This is a genomic window from Paenibacillus sp. 2RAB27 (assembly GCF_052115445.1).
In the GTDB taxonomy this organism is placed as follows: domain Bacteria; phylum Bacillota; class Bacilli; order Paenibacillales; family NBRC-103111; genus Paenibacillus_E.
Genome location: NZ_JBFRGR010000055.1, coordinates 14,896 through 30,574, shown reverse-complemented (window position 1 = coordinate 30,574; position 15,679 = coordinate 14,896). Strand labels below are relative to the sequence as shown.

Annotated in this window: 13 protein-coding genes, 1 pseudogene and 1 riboswitch; of the genes and pseudogenes, 6 read left to right on the top strand and 8 right to left on the bottom strand. The window is 48.6% G+C overall.

Features of this window, described 5'->3' with window-relative positions:
• Window positions 1-154 precede the first annotated feature (154 nt).
• The 3 genes from AB4114_RS33870 to AB4114_RS33860 all read right to left on the bottom strand — a co-directional run bounded on the left by AB4114_RS33870 (window position 155) and on the right by AB4114_RS33860 (window position 1,919).
• On the bottom strand, window positions 155-283 hold the full coding sequence (locus AB4114_RS33870; RefSeq protein WP_441992366.1) for a hypothetical protein: 129 nt from the start codon (window positions 281-283) through the stop codon (window positions 155-157).
• A 900-nt stretch (window positions 284-1,183) separates the two neighbouring features.
• Window positions 1,184-1,342: a hypothetical protein gene (locus AB4114_RS33865; RefSeq protein ID WP_441992365.1), complete on the bottom strand. Its 159-nt coding sequence runs from the start codon at window positions 1,340-1,342 to the stop codon at window positions 1,184-1,186.
• Between the two features lie 283 nt (window positions 1,343-1,625).
• Entirely contained in the window at window positions 1,626-1,919 is a 294-nt protein-coding gene (locus AB4114_RS33860; protein ID WP_441992364.1) for a hypothetical protein, read from the bottom strand.
• Window positions 1,920-2,131: 212 nt separating this feature from the next.
• On the opposite strand from AB4114_RS33860, the gene pdaA reads away from it, so the two are divergent.
• Window positions 2,132-2,902, top strand: a complete 771-nt coding sequence (gene pdaA, locus AB4114_RS33855) for a delta-lactam-biosynthetic de-N-acetylase (protein ID WP_441992363.1) — start codon at window positions 2,132-2,134, stop codon at window positions 2,900-2,902.
• A 506-nt stretch (window positions 2,903-3,408) separates the two neighbouring features.
• Here pdaA and AB4114_RS33850 read toward each other — a convergent pair.
• Window positions 3,409-4,320 (bottom strand): peptidylprolyl isomerase, encoded by a 912-nt coding sequence (locus AB4114_RS33850; protein ID WP_441992362.1) that lies wholly within the window; start codon window positions 4,318-4,320, stop codon window positions 3,409-3,411.
• A 267-nt stretch (window positions 4,321-4,587) separates the two neighbouring features.
• On the opposite strand from AB4114_RS33850, the gene trxB reads away from it, so the two are divergent.
• From trxB to tpx, 3 genes and pseudogenes are all read left to right on the top strand, one after another.
• Window positions 4,588-5,559, top strand: a complete 972-nt coding sequence (trxB, locus tag AB4114_RS33845; RefSeq protein ID WP_441992361.1) for a thioredoxin-disulfide reductase — start codon at window positions 4,588-4,590, stop codon at window positions 5,557-5,559.
• Window positions 5,549-5,860 (top strand): thioredoxin, encoded by a 312-nt coding sequence (gene trxA, locus AB4114_RS33840; RefSeq protein WP_441992360.1) that lies wholly within the window; start codon window positions 5,549-5,551, stop codon window positions 5,858-5,860. Before trxB ends, trxA begins: the two co-directional genes overlap by 11 nt.
• Window positions 5,861-5,919: 59 nt before the next feature.
• Window positions 5,920-6,449 (top strand): annotated as a pseudogene (gene tpx, locus AB4114_RS33835) (thiol peroxidase).
• A gap of 606 nt (window positions 6,450-7,055) precedes the next feature.
• Here the strand turns inward: tpx and AB4114_RS33830 are convergent.
• On the bottom strand, window positions 7,056-9,401 hold the full coding sequence (locus AB4114_RS33830; protein WP_441992359.1) for a UvrD-helicase domain-containing protein: 2,346 nt from the start codon (window positions 9,399-9,401) through the stop codon (window positions 7,056-7,058).
• Between the two features lie 92 nt (window positions 9,402-9,493).
• On the opposite strand from AB4114_RS33830, the gene AB4114_RS33825 reads away from it, so the two are divergent.
• Window positions 9,494-10,348 (top strand): YihY/virulence factor BrkB family protein, encoded by an 855-nt coding sequence (locus AB4114_RS33825; protein ID WP_441992358.1) that lies wholly within the window; start codon window positions 9,494-9,496, stop codon window positions 10,346-10,348.
• Between the two features lie 36 nt (window positions 10,349-10,384).
• Here AB4114_RS33825 and uvsE read toward each other — a convergent pair whose 3' ends face one another.
• Window positions 10,385-11,332, bottom strand: a complete 948-nt coding sequence (gene uvsE / locus AB4114_RS33820; RefSeq protein ID WP_441992357.1) for a UV DNA damage repair endonuclease UvsE — start codon at window positions 11,330-11,332, stop codon at window positions 10,385-10,387.
• 944 nt (window positions 11,333-12,276) lie between these two features.
• Window positions 12,277-13,689 (bottom strand): pyruvate kinase, encoded by a 1,413-nt coding sequence (gene pyk, locus AB4114_RS33815; protein WP_441992356.1) that lies wholly within the window; start codon window positions 13,687-13,689, stop codon window positions 12,277-12,279.
• Window positions 13,690-13,814: 125 nt separating this feature from the next.
• On the opposite strand from pyk, the gene AB4114_RS33810 reads away from it, so the two are divergent.
• Window positions 13,815-14,597, top strand: a complete 783-nt coding sequence (locus tag AB4114_RS33810; RefSeq protein ID WP_441992355.1) for an AraC family transcriptional regulator — start codon at window positions 13,815-13,817, stop codon at window positions 14,595-14,597.
• Between the two features lie 22 nt (window positions 14,598-14,619).
• Here the strand turns inward: AB4114_RS33810 and AB4114_RS33805 are convergent, their stop codons facing one another.
• Window positions 14,620-15,315 (bottom strand): DUF3105 domain-containing protein, encoded by a 696-nt coding sequence (locus tag AB4114_RS33805; RefSeq protein ID WP_441992354.1) that lies wholly within the window; start codon window positions 15,313-15,315, stop codon window positions 14,620-14,622.
• Window positions 15,316-15,546: 231 nt separating this feature from the next.
• A riboswitch (TPP riboswitch) is annotated at window positions 15,547-15,656 on the top strand.
• Window positions 15,657-15,679: the final 23 nt, after the last annotated feature.

The following is a 15,679-nucleotide window of genomic DNA, read 5'->3' as shown; positions in this document are numbered from 1 at the left end:
TTTTTGCGGCGTTTGAAATGATAAGCCTTTAAGATGATCTCTTTTACCTGTTCATCTTGTTGCTCCCGCTGGCTTCTCTTTTGCTGTGCCTCGAAAGTCCAGTACCTGTAGTATCCACTCTTGGAAACCTCGGCAACTTTACATAAATAATCCTTCAAACAATCAGCGCGCCAGAATCGAACTCGATCCCTCGTCCAAGCACACTTCCCCATTCATCCGGTTCATCCGCATCAGACACGCCTCCGAACCCCATCCACTCTCCACTTCTCCCTTTAATCAGCACATTTGACTCACCCGATCCCCGTCCAGTCCCTACTTTCCCCATCCAATCAGCTTAACAGACACAAACTCGATTCCTCCAATCCCACTCCCTCATCCAATCAGCGCTTCAGACACGAATAACTGGATTTTCTCCATCTAAATTAGCTCTGTTTCACGTATTCGAGGGATTAAATGTATTTCCTACAGTTAATTTCCTGGTTTTGGCCCGATTCTTCCCAATCGGGATGAATTAGCTGTACGTTTTCCAGTTATTTGTAATAAATAGACGAATTTGGGAGAAATAACTGTAGTTTCTACAGGTAAAGCTGGGAAAGGGTACTTATCCACAGGTACTCTGTCGCCCGAGTCGAGTCCACCTCAATCGAAGAGGCAACCCAAGTGATTGCCTCTTCAAGACTAGCTAGTTTGAAACCATAGGAGCTTCTGATGCGCAATCAGACAAAAGGCAGCACTGGGAGTTACTTAAGAGAAGAACAACTGGATTTTCTCCATCTAATTGAGCTCTGTTTCACACATTTGAAGGTTTAAATGTATTTCCTACAGTTAATTTTCGGGCTTTAGCCCGGTTCCCCAAAATCGGAATGAATTAGCTGTATGTTTTCCAGTTATTTGTCAGAAACAAGCAAATTCACGAAAATTAACTGTAGTTTATACAGGTAAAGCTGGGAAAGGGTACTTATCCACAGGTACTCTGTCGCCCGAGTCGAGTCCACCTCAACCGAAGAGGCAACCCAAGTGATTGCCTCTTCAAGATTAGCTAGTTTGACACAATAGGGGCTTAAGAAGCGCAAACGGACAATAGGCAGCACTGGGAGTTACTTAAGAGAAGAACAACTGGATTTTCTCCATCTAATTGAGCTCTGTTTCACAGATTTTGAAGGTTTAGATGTATTTCCTGCAGCTAATTTTCGGGATTTAGCCCGGTTCCCCAAAATAGGAACGAATTAGCTGTATGTTTTCCAGTTTTTCCAACGCGGCTTGCAATCTCTTTGGCCAACAGATCTGTCTGCAGAAACATGATCTTGGCTTTCTCAATACGCAAGGCATACAAGTAGCTCATCAGCGTTGTTCCCGTGGTTCATGGCCGGCGAAGTGTAGCGTGAGATGACCTTGGCGAATGATAACGAATTGATATTTTCTAGGTGAACTTGTAACAGCTAAGGCGGAACAAGCCACCTGAATATGATYAATTAGCGGAATAAGCGGGATCATTTGATCGAAATTCACTGCACATGAACTCCTTTCTAAGCAGCGTAGGTCGTAGTCTCATAGTGACATAAAAGCAGGGAAGCAACCAGCTTTCGCTAACAAAAAAAGCACCCCAACTGGGGTGCCGCGGGCGATTACATCGCATACACACTTTTACTAATGATTTCCGGCAACTCCGCACGCTGGGCTAGATATTGCTCAGGTGTGATGCTGCCATTAAAAAGTCGCAATTGCAGCTGCTCCGTTAGCTCCGCTAACTGGAGTTCAATGACCTTCTGTACATCAACCTGGTTAGCTCTCGCGATATCGGCTAAAGAAAATCCGTTAACCTGTGCTGTATAAATGTCTTCCTCTGACGATAGCTTTAGGACATGAAGTAAATCTTCTTTGATTGGTTTAGGATCTCGTCTACGAATATGAATCTCCACCCCTACAGATCATGTACTCTATTCTATTCAGATGAAAGCCAAGTGGAATGGGGGGATATCACAGAATTCGGAGGATGCGAAATATAATATTGGGATTCAATCAGGTGGCTTACACATAATCTCCTGCCGTGGTGTGGCATATTAGTAACAGTCACAATTGGCTGTAACTCGCCGCAACTCATCACACAAGGCAAGGAGTGCATGACATCCATATGAAAATCTTGCGCATTCTCCTATTTTCCCTAGCTCTTATGGCGGGGCAAATGACTACGGTCTCAGCGGATGGAACCTATCATTTTGGTTTCAAAAAGAGTGTCAACGGCCAGCCGCCATCGATCGATGAGGAGGGATTCAAGGGCCTCTTGAAGCAGCATGGCGCTGTTTTTACAGGCGATCAGAAACAAAAGGAATTGTACTTAACCTTCGATAACGGGTATGAACAAGGCTACACAGGTCGAATTCTGGATGTGCTAAAAGAGAAGCAGGTGCCGGCTATATTTTTCGTGACAGGCCACTATATTCGGACAGAACCAGAGCTGCTCAAGCGCATGGCCACTGAGGGGCATCTGATTGGCAACCATTCATGGAGCCACCCCGATATGAGTCAGATTCCTGCGGAGCGGATTCAGAAAGAGCTCAATCAAGTGAAAGACGAGGTCGCCGCGGTGACGGGGCAAAAGGACATGCACTATCTGCGCGCTCCGCGGGGCATATTCAATGACCGTTCGCTGGCTGTCAGCCATGGGCTTAACTACACGAATGTGTTCTGGTCCGTTGCGTATCGCGACTGGGAACCTAAGAAGCAGAAGGGCTGGGAGTATGCGTATAAAAATGTGATGGCCCAGCTGCATCCAGGTGCCGTCATTCTGTTGCACTCCGTGTCCAGCGACAATACCGAAGCGCTGGGGAGAATCATTGACGCTGCGCGGGCACAGGGTTACCAGTTCAAGAGTCTGGACGAGATGAAGCTTCGCACACCGTAAAAGGATAGGAAAACCCCCCTTAGCTGCTGTAGCTAAGGGGGGTTTTGGGTGTTATGTAGGTAGTGAGGGTCCCAGGGGGCCGCTTCGCTGAAGCCTCGCCAGTCGCAATAAGCTCGATCATGCCATTAGACGCCGGCCCCGTCCGTCTCAATGCGTTTGTCCATGCTGCAGACGCCCTACCCGTCCTAACGTGCTCGCCCATCCCACCAGTTGTCCCGCCTACCGATTAACTGGATTTTATGCAGCTATTTTCGTGAATTTAGCTCGAATTTTCCAAATAGATGGATTTCATGTAGCTAAATAGCGTCATATTTCAAGGATAGCTGAGATCCGATAGAAATAACTGGAGGTTTTCCATCTAAATCGAACTACGTATTTTACAGTTATTTCAGTCCGAGGGCATCCGCCGCACAGGGCGCAGGTGGCTTTTCTCGCTCTATTCACCCGACAGCATCAGTCCCGCCGGATGCTCGCCCGAATTCACATACGTCTCACTTAAGCTTGAACTAGGTTGTCTTAGTCAAATCGGCAAGATTGTTTTCAATCTTAGCTTCGGATTTCTTTTGCTCCAACCAAGTCTGGGAAAGCGTTGAAATCTTTTGATCGACTAACGATTGTTTAATCGTAGCTGTTTTGTCTGCGAGCGTTGGTGTTGAAGCAGCTTTATGATCCGTTACTTTAATTACATCGTAACCTGTTGCTGTTTGTACCGCGGAGCTTAGACCGCCTGTTTCCAAAGCAAATGCCGCGGCTTCAAACACGGGATCTCCTTGTCCTGCCGAGATATAGCCCAGATCTCCGCCTTTATCCTTGGTTGCTGCATCCGTGGAACTTTCCTTTGCAAGTGTTGCGAAATCTCCGCCGCTTTTCAACTTCGCTATTATTGCATTAGCCTCAGCTTCCGTCGCTACAGAGATATGAGAAGCTTTCACTTGCGCAGGTACTTTTAATGATTCTAAATTTTCATCATAATATTTTTTGATTTCATCGTCTGTGACCGTGACTTGTGGCTCCAAAATCTTTTTCAACGTCACTTGTGATTGCATGTTTTTCTTCAAATCGTCCAGTGTCATACCGTAGTTGGCAAGTGCTTGGTTAAATTCATCCTCAGAGCCATATGTTGCTTTAATCGTTTGAATCTCGTTCGTCACATCGGCATCTGTGATCTGAATTCCCGCTTTTTTACTCTCTTGGCTGATAAGCTCTTCTGTGATCATCGAGTCTAACGTTTGTGCTCCGCCACTTGCTACCAACGCGTTATACAGCTTCGTCGTGCTTATTTCAACTCCATTGACCTTGGCAACAGCTTTCTCATCGTTATTTTTAGAAACGGGTGGGAAAACCGAAGCATAAGCGATCAAGATGACCAGTAGGGCGGATGATGTCCACACCCATGTGCGATTATTTTTTGATTTCATGTATATACGTCCTCTCGTGATGTGACTGTTGGTGTCGTTCTCGTTCTGAATCCCATTATGCCTGACCAAGCTGAAGGAAGTATGAGTGGAAGCTGAACGTGAGCTTAATACATAATAGGTACACATTATTTAATTGTACACAATTTAATTGTTGACAAAATAAAATAGGATTGGTATGATTCATTCATAAGGTTTGCTACAAATTGAATTGTACACAACATTAATTCGGGAACATCAGTATTTCGGTAGTTAAAAGGAGGAATTCCTATGCATCACAAAGCGATCATTATCGGAACAGGACCTGCGGGACTAACCGCAGCCATCTACTTAGCAAGAGCGAACATCTCACCGCTAGTTATAGAGGGCATACAGCCAGGTGGTCAACTGACCACAACAACAGAAGTCGATAACTTCCCAGGTTTCCCTGATGGGATTACGGGGCCTGAGCTAATGGACAATATGCGGAAACAAGCGCTTCGCTTCGGGGCAACGATTCAGTCGGGGCGCGTTACGGAAGTGGACTTCTCTAGGCGTCCATTTACCTTATTTCTCGAGGATGGCGGGCAATTGACCGCGGACTCGCTGATTATTTCAACAGGTGCAACAGCTAAGAAATTAGGGATACCTGGTGAAGCCGACAATATCGGCAAAGGGGTAAGTACATGTGCAACGTGTGACGGATTTTTCTTCCGGAACAAAAAGATCATCGTTATTGGCGGTGGTGATACGGCAATGGAGGAGGCACAGTTTTTAACTCGATTCGCTTCCGAAGTGCGTATAGTCCATCGTAGAGACGATCTCAAAGCTTCAAAAATCATGCAGGATCACGCTCGCGGCAATAGCAAAGTAGCTTGGAGCTTGAACCGTACACCACTTGAAGTGGTGGAAGGGCCGATGGGTGTGACAGGACTGAAAGTCCACAATAACGCTACAGGTGAAGAAGAGTTGCTTGAGGCGGACGGGATTTTCCTAGCGATCGGGCATACCCCGAATACGGGTTTCTTAGGCGGGCAGCTGCCAACCGATGAGCTTGGTTACTTGCAGGTAATCCCAGGTACGTCCCAAATCACGATCCCAGGAGTATTCGCTTGTGGTGATGTACAAGATCGGATCTATCGTCAAGCGATTACTTCAGCAGGAAGCGGCTGTATGGCCGCGCTCGATGCCGAACGCTTTATTTCGGAGCAACAAGTGAATGAAGAGCACGAACTACAAGGAGGAATGAGCTATGTCCGTTAATCATATTTCAGATGCTACTTTTCAAAATGAAACGGGGACCGGTACCGTCCTCGTCGACTTCTGGGCGCCATGGTGCGGCCCTTGTAAAATGATCGCTCCGATCCTAGACGAACTATCAGCTGAAGTCGGTGACTCCGCGAAAATCGTTAAAATCAACGTAGATGATAATCCCGAGTCCGCTGCGAAATACAACGTGATGAGCATCCCGACCTTACTTGTTTTTAAAGATGGGCAAGTCGTCGATCAGTTGGTTGGGTTGCAAAGCAAAGAGAAGTTAAAGGCTGTTATTGCAGCGGTTTAAGCTAGGTCGAAATACTAGGAAAAACAAACCATTCACATATACCTTAGGAGGACTATGATATGACACAGCCACACCTACAAGAACGCACAGGCATCGCCACCCTTGGCGGTAACCCCATCACTTTACTGGGGCCAGAAATCAAAGTAGGGGATCAAGCCCCCGATTTTAAAGTAAATAAGGATTTGATGACCGAAGTCAGCCTGGCGGATTATGCGGGCAAAGTAAAGCTCATTTCCGTTGTGCCATCCGTCGGTACAGGGACATGTGACGCTCAGACGCGCCGGTTCAATGTGGAAGCTGACAAACTTGGTGATGACGTCGTTATTTTGACGATATCGGTGGATCTGCCATTTGCACAAAGTCGTTTCTGTGGCGCTGCGGGGATTGATAAAGTCGTCACCCTTTCCGATTACAAAAATCGCTCGTTCGGTCAAGCATATGGCGTGCTTATCAAAGAGATCCAGTTGGATCGCGTGCGATCTTCATCGTGGATGCGAATGATACGGTTCGCTATGTGGAGTATTTGACTGAAATGAGTCACCATCCGGATTATGAGGCAGCCTTGAAGGCGTTGAGAGCGTTAGTGTAAAATGTCTATGTGAAATGTCGAGATGAAAGAAAAGAGCAGTCATCCCTTGTGGGATGGCTGCTCTTTAGCGTTGGAGATAACTTTGTGCGCAAGGGCATCAGGCCGGCCAGCGGTGCACGCTAGCGCACAAAAACTGTGCGCAAGGGCACTACCCCGGCCAGCGGCGGCACGCTAGCGCACAAAAATTGTGCGCAAGGGCACTAGCCCGGCCAGCGGCGGCACGCTAGCGCACAAAAATTGTGCGCAAGGGCACTAGCCCGGCCAGCCGCGGCACGCTAGCACACAAAAACTGTGCGCAAGGGTATCAGGCCGGCCAGCGGCGGCACGCTAGCGCACAAAAATTGTGCGCAAGGGCACTAGCCCGGCCAGCGGCGGCACGCTAGCGCACAAAAAYTGTGCGCAAGGGTATCAGGCCGGCCAGTGGCGGCACGCTAGCGCACAAAAACTGTGCGCAAGGGCATCAGCCCCGTCAGCGGCGGCACGCTAACGCACAAAAGTATAACATTCTAATGTTTGACGGCGCATGTAGTAGGGTAATGTTGTATGCTGTACAACATTTGTTTTCGCGGGAACGACACAAGCTAAAGGAGAAGATCAAAATAGCCGCTACCGCCGCGCAAGCGCGATCTCGCGGCTGCCCTTGACCATGCCCGCACCGCATAGCGGGCACGCCTTCGCCGCGAGTCGTGCCTCCTGCGGCGAAGAGATCCGCGACCAGGCTTTGCAGCCGGTCGCGCTGCACAACCACGCCGCGACCCGCTCGGTCGCGGTCGCATCACTTCCAGTCGCGGCTGCGCCAGCGACTGAACGCCCGGCCGCAGCTCCGCCAGCGGCCGAGAATCCGCCAGCCGGCTTGCTGCGGCTGGTGACAATGCCTGCGTCCGCGCCAGGGAACGCGGACAGCAAGAAGCGGGAAGGCTCCGCCTTCTTCCCGCGGTAGAACGCCGGCGAGCTGATCAGCAGCTCGCCCTTCGCCCTTGTCACGGCGACATAAGCCAGTCGCCGTTCTTCCTCAAGCGCGGCAGCTCCTTTGTCGCGCCCCGCAACGCCCGCCATTTTGACATCGTCCAAATGGCTTGCATCGAGTGCCGAGGAATGCGGCATATTGCCTTCAATCGCACAGAGCAGGTACACGATCGGGAACTCGAGTCCCTTCGATTTATGAATCGTCATCAGCGAGATTTTATCCGCAAATTGTTCTTTGCTTTGCATCCGCATTTCCGTGCGTTTTTCCGCTACTTCATGGATAAAATAAAGGAACTGCTCGACCGTGTTGAACCTCTTCGCAGAGGATTCCAGCTCATCCAGCGTTTCCTTCAGCATCTCACGATGCTGCGTAAGCTTACTGCGCTTATTCGTCTCGAGAAACGCATCGTAGAAATCTTTGCGAATCGCTTGAATGGCTGCGAGCGGTGTCATCTCCACGAGGGATTTGATCAGACGAATGCGGGCTTTCAGCTTTTCTTTCTGAAATTCCTTTAACTGTGGGAGACCCAGCAGATGGATTAAAGGCCACTTTTTCGCCTGAATCGCTTCTTGATCTTGAATAATACGCATGCCTTGGTCTCGTCCAATATATAATGAGGGGAGGACCCCTTCGATCGCTTCGAAATTCCGACGCTCATGCGCAATTCGCAAATGGTCAATAATCGGCTTCACCATCCACTGTTCATAGAAGGAATCATTCGTACCATAATCGACAAAAGGGAGGTTATGCAGGATTAACGCCTCAATAATAGCCCGACTGTTACTCGCCGTCCGATACAAAATCGCGAAATCCCCATACTGCTTGCCGCCCTCAGCTACCTTAAGCCGAAGATCGTCGATTAACCAGTCCGCCTCGTCATCACTGTTCGCAGGCTTCACATAGTGCGGCTTAAGTGTGCTTTCCTTGGTGGCCAGAAGTGTCTTGGATTTTCGCTGCACATTATGCTTAATGATCGCATTGCCTAAGCCAACAATACTCGACGTCGAGCGATAGTTGATATCTAGCGTCACGGTTGTTGCCGTGGGGTACTGCTCATGGAATTGCAAAATAAACTCATTTCTCGCCCCATTGAACGAGTAAATCGTCTGGTCATCGTCACCAACAACCATCAGATTCTGATGAACTGCCGCAATCATTTTAATAATTTCATACTGAACGGTATTCGTATCTTGGAACTCATCGACACTGATGTATGTAAATTTGCGTTGCATGGAGCGGAGAATGTCGGGATTGTGGAGGAGCAGTTGGTATGCCTTGATCAAAATATCATCGAAATCGATCTTCTGTTGCTCCATTTTCCACTGTTCATACTGCAAGAAAATTTTCTTTGCTTCCCGTTCCTCTTCTGTGCCTTCCGGGAGATCTTCGACCTCGATGAGCTGCATTTTGTAAGAGGAGAGCAGGGAAATGAGCACTTCAGGCTGATACGTATCCTGCAAGCCCATACTAAGCATGATCCGCTTGAAAACAATTTGCTGAAAGCGGCCATCGCTCAGAATTTCCTGCTGCAGCCCGTTCATCCGCAGTAATCGCAGGCAAAAAGCATGAAACGTCCGCACCTGCATCACGTTCGCCATACTCGCATGAAGACCAGGCATCGTCGTGAGACGTTCCCGCATTTCTTCAGCAGCCTTTTTGGAAAACGTAATAAGAAGTAGATTCGCAGGCTGTACCTGATGGACACGGAGCAAGTAGGCGACGCGGCACACAAGTACCGTCGTTTTCCCTGAACCTGCGCCAGCTAGCGTGAGAAGAGGGCCTTTGAAGTGCCTGACAGCCTTGATCTGAGCTTCATTGAGAAGGATACCGTGTTCCTCTAAGTCGCGGAAGAAATAACTATCGGAATCACCATCGGGTACAAGCTTTGTGCTATTGGTAAGAAGCGCCATTTGGGCATGAGGGACCGGGCGTTCAGTAGTTGGTTTAAAGCCTAAAGGCGTTGTATACATAGGCATGGTATTCATGTGTCGACCACCTGTTTCATAACATTGTTTCGTGCAAGACTGAACCACCTATTTTACCACAATTATAGCCGTATGAAAGGAAAAATAGCCGTATGGTTAAATCTTACGTTAAATTATTGTGGGGGCAGTTCAATGAACACGATGCCACCGGGCTGGCTGCGCAGTGCGCATACTATTTTCTGCTCTCCCTTTTTCCATTATTGCTGTTCGTAATGAGCTTACTCGGCTACTTGCCGTTCTCCTCCGACGATGTCGTCGGCTTGATTCGGGAGTACATTCCGGGTGCTGTGGCAGGGTGGCTCGAGGAAACGCTCAGTAATCTGCTCAATGTCAAAAGAGGCGGAACACTCTCCTTCGGGATCATCTTGGCCCTAGTGAGCGCCAGCGCGGCAATGAACGCTATTGTTCGGGCTGTCAACAAAGCATACGGCTTGCCCGAGCGTAAAAGCTTCATTCACTCTCGCTTTTTAGCTATCATGCTTACGTTAGGTATGTTAGTCGTGATCATCTCAGCGCTGCTGCTCAGCGTATTCGGTCACTGGATTGGGGATTGGTTAGCGGAGCACGTACATGTGGCGAGTGCCCATATTGAGTTGTGGAACAATCTTCGCTGGATTATTAACTTTGTCATCATTTTTGTCGTATTCATCGGCATTTACTATATTGCACCCAACACGTGCTTAACGTGTAAAAGCGTGCTGCCAGGCGCCTTATTCGCCTCCATTGGTTGGCAAGGAACGTCGCTAGCGTTTTCCTTCTATGTCAACAGCTTCACCAACTACAGCGCGACGTACGGCAGTATTGGCGGGATCATCGTTCTGATGACCTGGTTCTACATCTCAGCGCTCATTATCATTATCGGCGGCGAAATTAACGCCTTGCGTTATGTGAAAAATATACACCAGGCCAATGCAGCCCTGGATAAGACGGAAAAGAACCGAATCTGAGATTATCAGATCCGGTTCTTTTTGTAGTTTATAATCTCACCAGCTCAAAACCCCACCCTCCAACCGCTTTACACCGCGGATTTTGCCAAGTTGCTCTGCAAGACGAAACAAAGCCAAATCCTTCACCTTCGCTTCAATCATGACGTCGATGCGGGTGAGACCAATCTCTTTGCAGCTTTTGAGAAAAGCTGTAAGCATCTCGGGCTCTATGTAGTCCGCGTGGGAGCGAAATTCCTTCTCGCTCTTGGGCGAGGAGACGTGGATCTTCATAGGCAGTTCTCCCCATGTTTGGGCAATCTGAGGAAGCAGATCGATGGGAGAAAGGGCGGACGGATTGCACCAGTCGTGATGCAAATCCAGCATGCACGGGCGCTGCAGCCTCTGACTTACGGTGAGAGTTTCTTCGAGCGTGTACGTTTTGTCATCGTTCTCAAAAGTCAGCCGCCGCATCGCAGACTCGGGCACCTTCGGCGCGTTGTCGAAAAGCTTCTGCGTCGCAGCCTCCTTATCACCATACACACCGCCAACATGGATGTTAATGATGGCGGCTTCGTCCAGCCCCATGCCATCCAGAATGGCCGCATGATAATTCAAATCCTCAATCGCCGCAGCAACGACCTTATCGCTTCCGTTGAGCAAGGTGAATTGATTGGGGTGCATGCTGAGCCGCATATCGTGTGCCTTCGCGAAGTCACCGAGCTTCCGAAGCTCGTCAGCATACTCCCCGGCAACATCAATCTGCACATCCGGATGAGTGGCCAGAGGGATTAGTGCGGACGAAAGTCGAAACAAACGAATGCCATGAGCGGCATTATAATAGAGAATTCGCTGCGTCGCTTGGAGGTTTTTGCGGCCAATTTCGATAGCACGCTGCATGGCCTCTTCGCATGGCCGCTCGGAGAATAGCTTGTACGTGAACGTCGAGCTAGGCGTGTTATTATAAATAGCCATTGCAGTTGATACGAATCCAAGTCGAATAATCACATTAGTCCTCCGTTGCTCGAAAGTTAATAGTTACTCTAGTGTACCCCTTTTTCTAGCTAGCTTTCTAACAAATTTTCATCGTGGCCATTAGGACACCCCAAAATCTCCGACTCCACTAGACAGGTATACCTCTAAAAACTCCCACTCTACTCCAACAGGCCAAGTAAACATCTCCCCTCATCATTCAACAGGACAGGTACACATCTAACCTCCACCACTCAACAGGATAGGTACACATCTAACCTCCCACTCCACAACACAGGTACAATCAAAAAACCTCCCAATCCACTGGACAAAGGTGGAGGGGAGGCTAGTGGTCTGCGCTACGCAGGCAGTATAACTGTAAAAAGTACATCTAATTCGCCGGGAATTAGCCGAAAATCGCAAATAGATGGAAAACATCCATCTATTTCTTGCCATTTCGCCGATTATCTCGTTATTACTCGAAAATAACGTGAGTTTTTCCAGTTATTTCGCTACACGAGTCGTTATCGCCTGAATTAGATGGAGGTTTTCCATCTAATCATTCAGGAGGCTACAGGGAAGCGGGGGCTACGGCAAGGTATCTGCTGATTGCAACGATGTTGGTGCGATGCCATCAAAAAACCTCCCAATCCACTGGACAAAGGTGGAAGGGAGGTTAGTGGTCTGCGCTACGCGGCAGTATACCTGTAAAAAGTACATCTAATTCGCCGGGAATTAGCCGAAAATCGCAAATAGATGGAAAACATCCATCTATTTCTCACCATTTCGCCGATTATCTCGTTATTACTCGAAAATAGCGTGAGTTTTTCCAGTTATTTCCCTACACGAGTCGTTATCGCCTGAATTAGATGGAGGTTTTCCATCTAATCGTTCAGTGGGGCGGGGAGAGGCACGGTTTCCCGTTATTTCTCTTCGCCAGCCCATAACTGCCGGAAATAGATGGAGGTTCTCTATCTTCGCTAAACCCGCTCAACCTTCAATAGGTTAGTCGTACCGGACTTCCCAACCGGAATACCTGCGGAGACGACGGTGAGGTCGCCTTTCTTCACATAACCAAGCGTCTCTGCTTGGTTGATCGCGGAGCGAATCATCGCATCCGTTGATTCGCAGAATTCACCAAGAACAGGGATGACACCCTGCACCATGCTCAATTGGCTGATCGCGTGCTGGCTGTTCGTTACCGCGATGATCGGTGCTTCTGGGCGATATTTGGCGATCATTCGTGCCGTGAAGCCCGTCTCTGTCGGTGTTAGAATCGCCGCAGCATGCAGCTTGTTCGCGGAGGATACAACCGCTTGGCACAACACTTCGGTGATCTCGTTGTTGGATTGCAGCTGTGCATCAACCAAGGAGCTGCGCACCATGGTTTGCTCGACGCGCTCAGCGATAGTTGCCATCATCGTCACGGACTCGACTGGATACTTGCCAGCCGCTGTCTCGCCGGAAAGCATCACAACGTCACTGCCGTCAAGCACGGCATTCGCCACGTCACTCACTTCAGCGCGAGTCGGACGCGGGTTGCGCTGCATGGAATCCAGCATTTGCGTAGCTGTAATAACCGGTTTACCAGCTAAGTTACAAGCGCGTATCATATCTTTTTGTGCAATTGGAACTTCCTCGGTCGGAATTTCAACCCCAAGGTCACCACGGGCCACCATGATGCCGTCGGAAGCTTCCAGGATACCAGCGAAGTTCGTCATGCCTTCTTCGTTCTCGATTTTCGAGATGATCGGTGTCAATCCTGCGCCATACTGCTCTAGAAGGGCACGAACCTCACGAACATCATTTCCGTTACGAACGAAGGACATCGCGACGATTGAAATATTTTCCTCAACGCCGAATTTGATGTGCATGACATCGCGCTCCGTCACACCCGGCAAGGATGTGCGTACGCCTGGTAAGTTAACACCTTTGCGTTGCTTCAACTGAGCGGGGTTCAAGACGCTGCAAGTCACTTCTGCGCCATCGATCATTTCAACACGCAGCTCGATGGAGCCATCGTCGATCAATACGAGATTGCCTGGCTTAACATCCTGCGGCAAACCTGGGTAGTTCACCGATACACGGCTGGAATCGCCGATAATTTGTTCAGTTGTCAAGACGATGCGATCGCCCGTTTGCAAGTCATAGGAAGCATCTTTCAATTGACCGATGCGGATTTCTGGACCTTTGATATCCATAAGAATCGGGATAATAACGCCCATTTCTTGCGCAGCTTGGCGAACACGCTGAATACGACCGCGGTGCTCATCCAAATCGCCATGTGCCATATTTAAACGCGCGACGCTCATGCCGGCGCCAATTAATTCTTTCAGGGTTGGGACGGAGTCGCACGCAGGACCCATTGTACAAATGATTTTTGTTTTACGCATCGTGAAGGACTTCCTTTCGAATGTAAGAGATTAGTTGGCTTCATTATATGCCTTATCCATGTGATTTTCTATGAACTATAGTATGATATATGTAATATAGTATGATACAAGGGGGCGAGGATTTTATGCAGCTAACTGGCATTCACTATGATAAAAGCAGTACATGGAACGAGGAACAGCCCATAATGCGCCCGGACTGGACACTTGTTTTCGTGATCTATGGCCGCTGTGTGTACTGGGTCAATGAGAAGAAACAAGTGCTAGAGAAAGGGCAATGGCTCCTCGTCCCGAGAGAAACTCCCTTCTATGGCCGGAGTGTGCCAACGAAAATACATGAGAAATTTGTGCTGCAATTTGACGCGCAGGCAGCACAAGACATCTTTCCGCTACTGCAACAATCGTCCTACACCTGTCGCCAGACCGGCAAATTCGACATCATCGCAGATCGGCTGCGTTTGATCCATCGCGGCTGGCAAGACAAACAGCCCTATTACATGGCGCTATGTGAAGCGCATCTGCAAGAGCTGTTTGTGTTTCTCCAACGGGAGTCGGATCAGGCTGCCACAACCTCGACAACCGCACTTCTCGTGGAGCAAATGAAGGGCTATATCCAGAATCATTACCGCGAGCATGTCACCAAGGACGAGTTAGGCAGCTGTATCAGCCGCTCGCCGAATTATGCAGCTTCGCTTTTTCGCCAAGTCACGGGTCAAACGATCAGTGAATTCGTTCACGTCACGCGAATCAAAACAGCCGTCTACATGCTGCGTCATTCCGCCCTGACCGTCACCGAAATTGCCGAGTTTATTGGCTATAACGATCCGTCTTATTTCTATCGTGTATTCCGAAGAATGACAGGTTTAGTACCAACCGAACTAGTTTCAGATCGTGAAACGATTCGGAAATAATTCGCAAGTAATTCGCAAGTAATTACATCGTTCCGCCGCCGAGCCGCACGTTAGCAGGAATTTGCTCAGGACCTTTGTTGATATAGTCGTGAATGAACGTTCCAACACTAGCTTCATCGAATTTGGCGAGTGACATTGTTTTCGTCCAAGCCGTAACCACGACCTCTTGATCGGCTGGCACATCGACATTGGGAACTGCTAGCACACCAGCACCAGCCGTCTTGAAGTGGGTCAAGTAGTCAAGTCGATCGAGCAGCTCCTTCGGTGCATCGGGATGGTAATGGATGATGATATCGCCATGCTCCAAGTTGTGGACAAGCATCTCGTAACCAGGTCTTTCCTTATAGAATCCGAATTTCAAATCATGTGGGCTATGCGTACCTGAAGTAGGGATTTTCATCTCGTACATCAAGGTGCCATCTTTATGATCGCGTCCGTAATCCTTATCTGTTGTGACCTGAATGTTGGCATGGAAATTAAGCTTATCTAAGCTGTACTTGCCTGCGGAGCTTTGAATGAGTGAAGTACCGACGCTGCCGAGAGCGATGATGAGCAGGGCATGTGAGAGAAGGAGCCATGTTTTATGTTTCTTTTTTAGGGCTTGCTTTTCAGCCTTTTTCAACCGCGAGGTGTTGTCTTTGTTTATTCTTGCTGCGAGTACATAACCAATGATAGCTGCAATGAATAGAGCTAGTCCGATATAGAACAATATGGTCATCAATTTCAATCCCTTTCTGCATCGTGGAATCATCCACCCTGAATAAGTTTCTTTGTTGAAAAATAAGAGGACACTACAAATTGTAGTTTTTCTAAGGGGTGGAAGTCAACTTCTAATGTTATCCTGATTTTGGCATGTTACCAGTGCAGACGAGCATGGGGAAGTTTCTCCGTTTCTTTGGGAAAAAAAGGATTGCCAAAGAGCAGATAATCCGCTACAGTTAAGCCAAATGAATAGCAACACGGGTGCTTGATGAAGTCAGGCTGAGATAGTGGCCCTATGCCACTGACCGTTAATCTGATCTGGATAATGCCAGCGTAGAGACCTGATGTGCTTTTTTTATGCACAAATGTTCAAGCCTGCC

Excerpts from the sequence above, each read along its gene's own strand:
- AB4114_RS33850 (WP_441992362.1), bottom strand. The coding sequence starts at position 4,320 with ATGAAATCAAAAAATAATCGCACATGGGTGTGGACATCATCCGCCCTA.
- pyk (WP_441992356.1), bottom strand. The coding sequence starts at position 13,689 with ATGCGTAAAACAAAAATCATTTGTACAATGGGTCCTGCGTGCGACTCC.
- AB4114_RS33825 (WP_441992358.1), top strand. The coding sequence starts at position 9,494 with ATGGTTAAATCTTACGTTAAATTATTGTGGGGGCAGTTCAATGAACAC.
- AB4114_RS33805 (WP_441992354.1), bottom strand. The coding sequence starts at position 15,315 with ATGACCATATTGTTCTATATCGGACTAGCTCTATTCATTGCAGCTATC.
- AB4114_RS33830 (WP_441992359.1), bottom strand. The coding sequence starts at position 9,401 with ATGAATACCATGCCTATGTATACAACGCCTTTAGGCTTTAAACCAACT.
- pdaA (WP_441992363.1), top strand. The coding sequence starts at position 2,132 with ATGAAAATCTTGCGCATTCTCCTATTTTCCCTAGCTCTTATGGCGGGG.
- AB4114_RS33810 (WP_441992355.1), top strand. The coding sequence starts at position 13,815 with ATGCAGCTAACTGGCATTCACTATGATAAAAGCAGTACATGGAACGAG.
- AB4114_RS33865 (WP_441992365.1), bottom strand. The coding sequence starts at position 1,342 with ATGAGCTACTTGTATGCCTTGCGTATTGAGAAAGCCAAGATCATGTTT.
- trxB (WP_441992361.1), top strand. The coding sequence starts at position 4,588 with ATGCATCACAAAGCGATCATTATCGGAACAGGACCTGCGGGACTAACC.
- trxA (WP_441992360.1), top strand. The coding sequence starts at position 5,549 with ATGTCCGTTAATCATATTTCAGATGCTACTTTTCAAAATGAAACGGGG.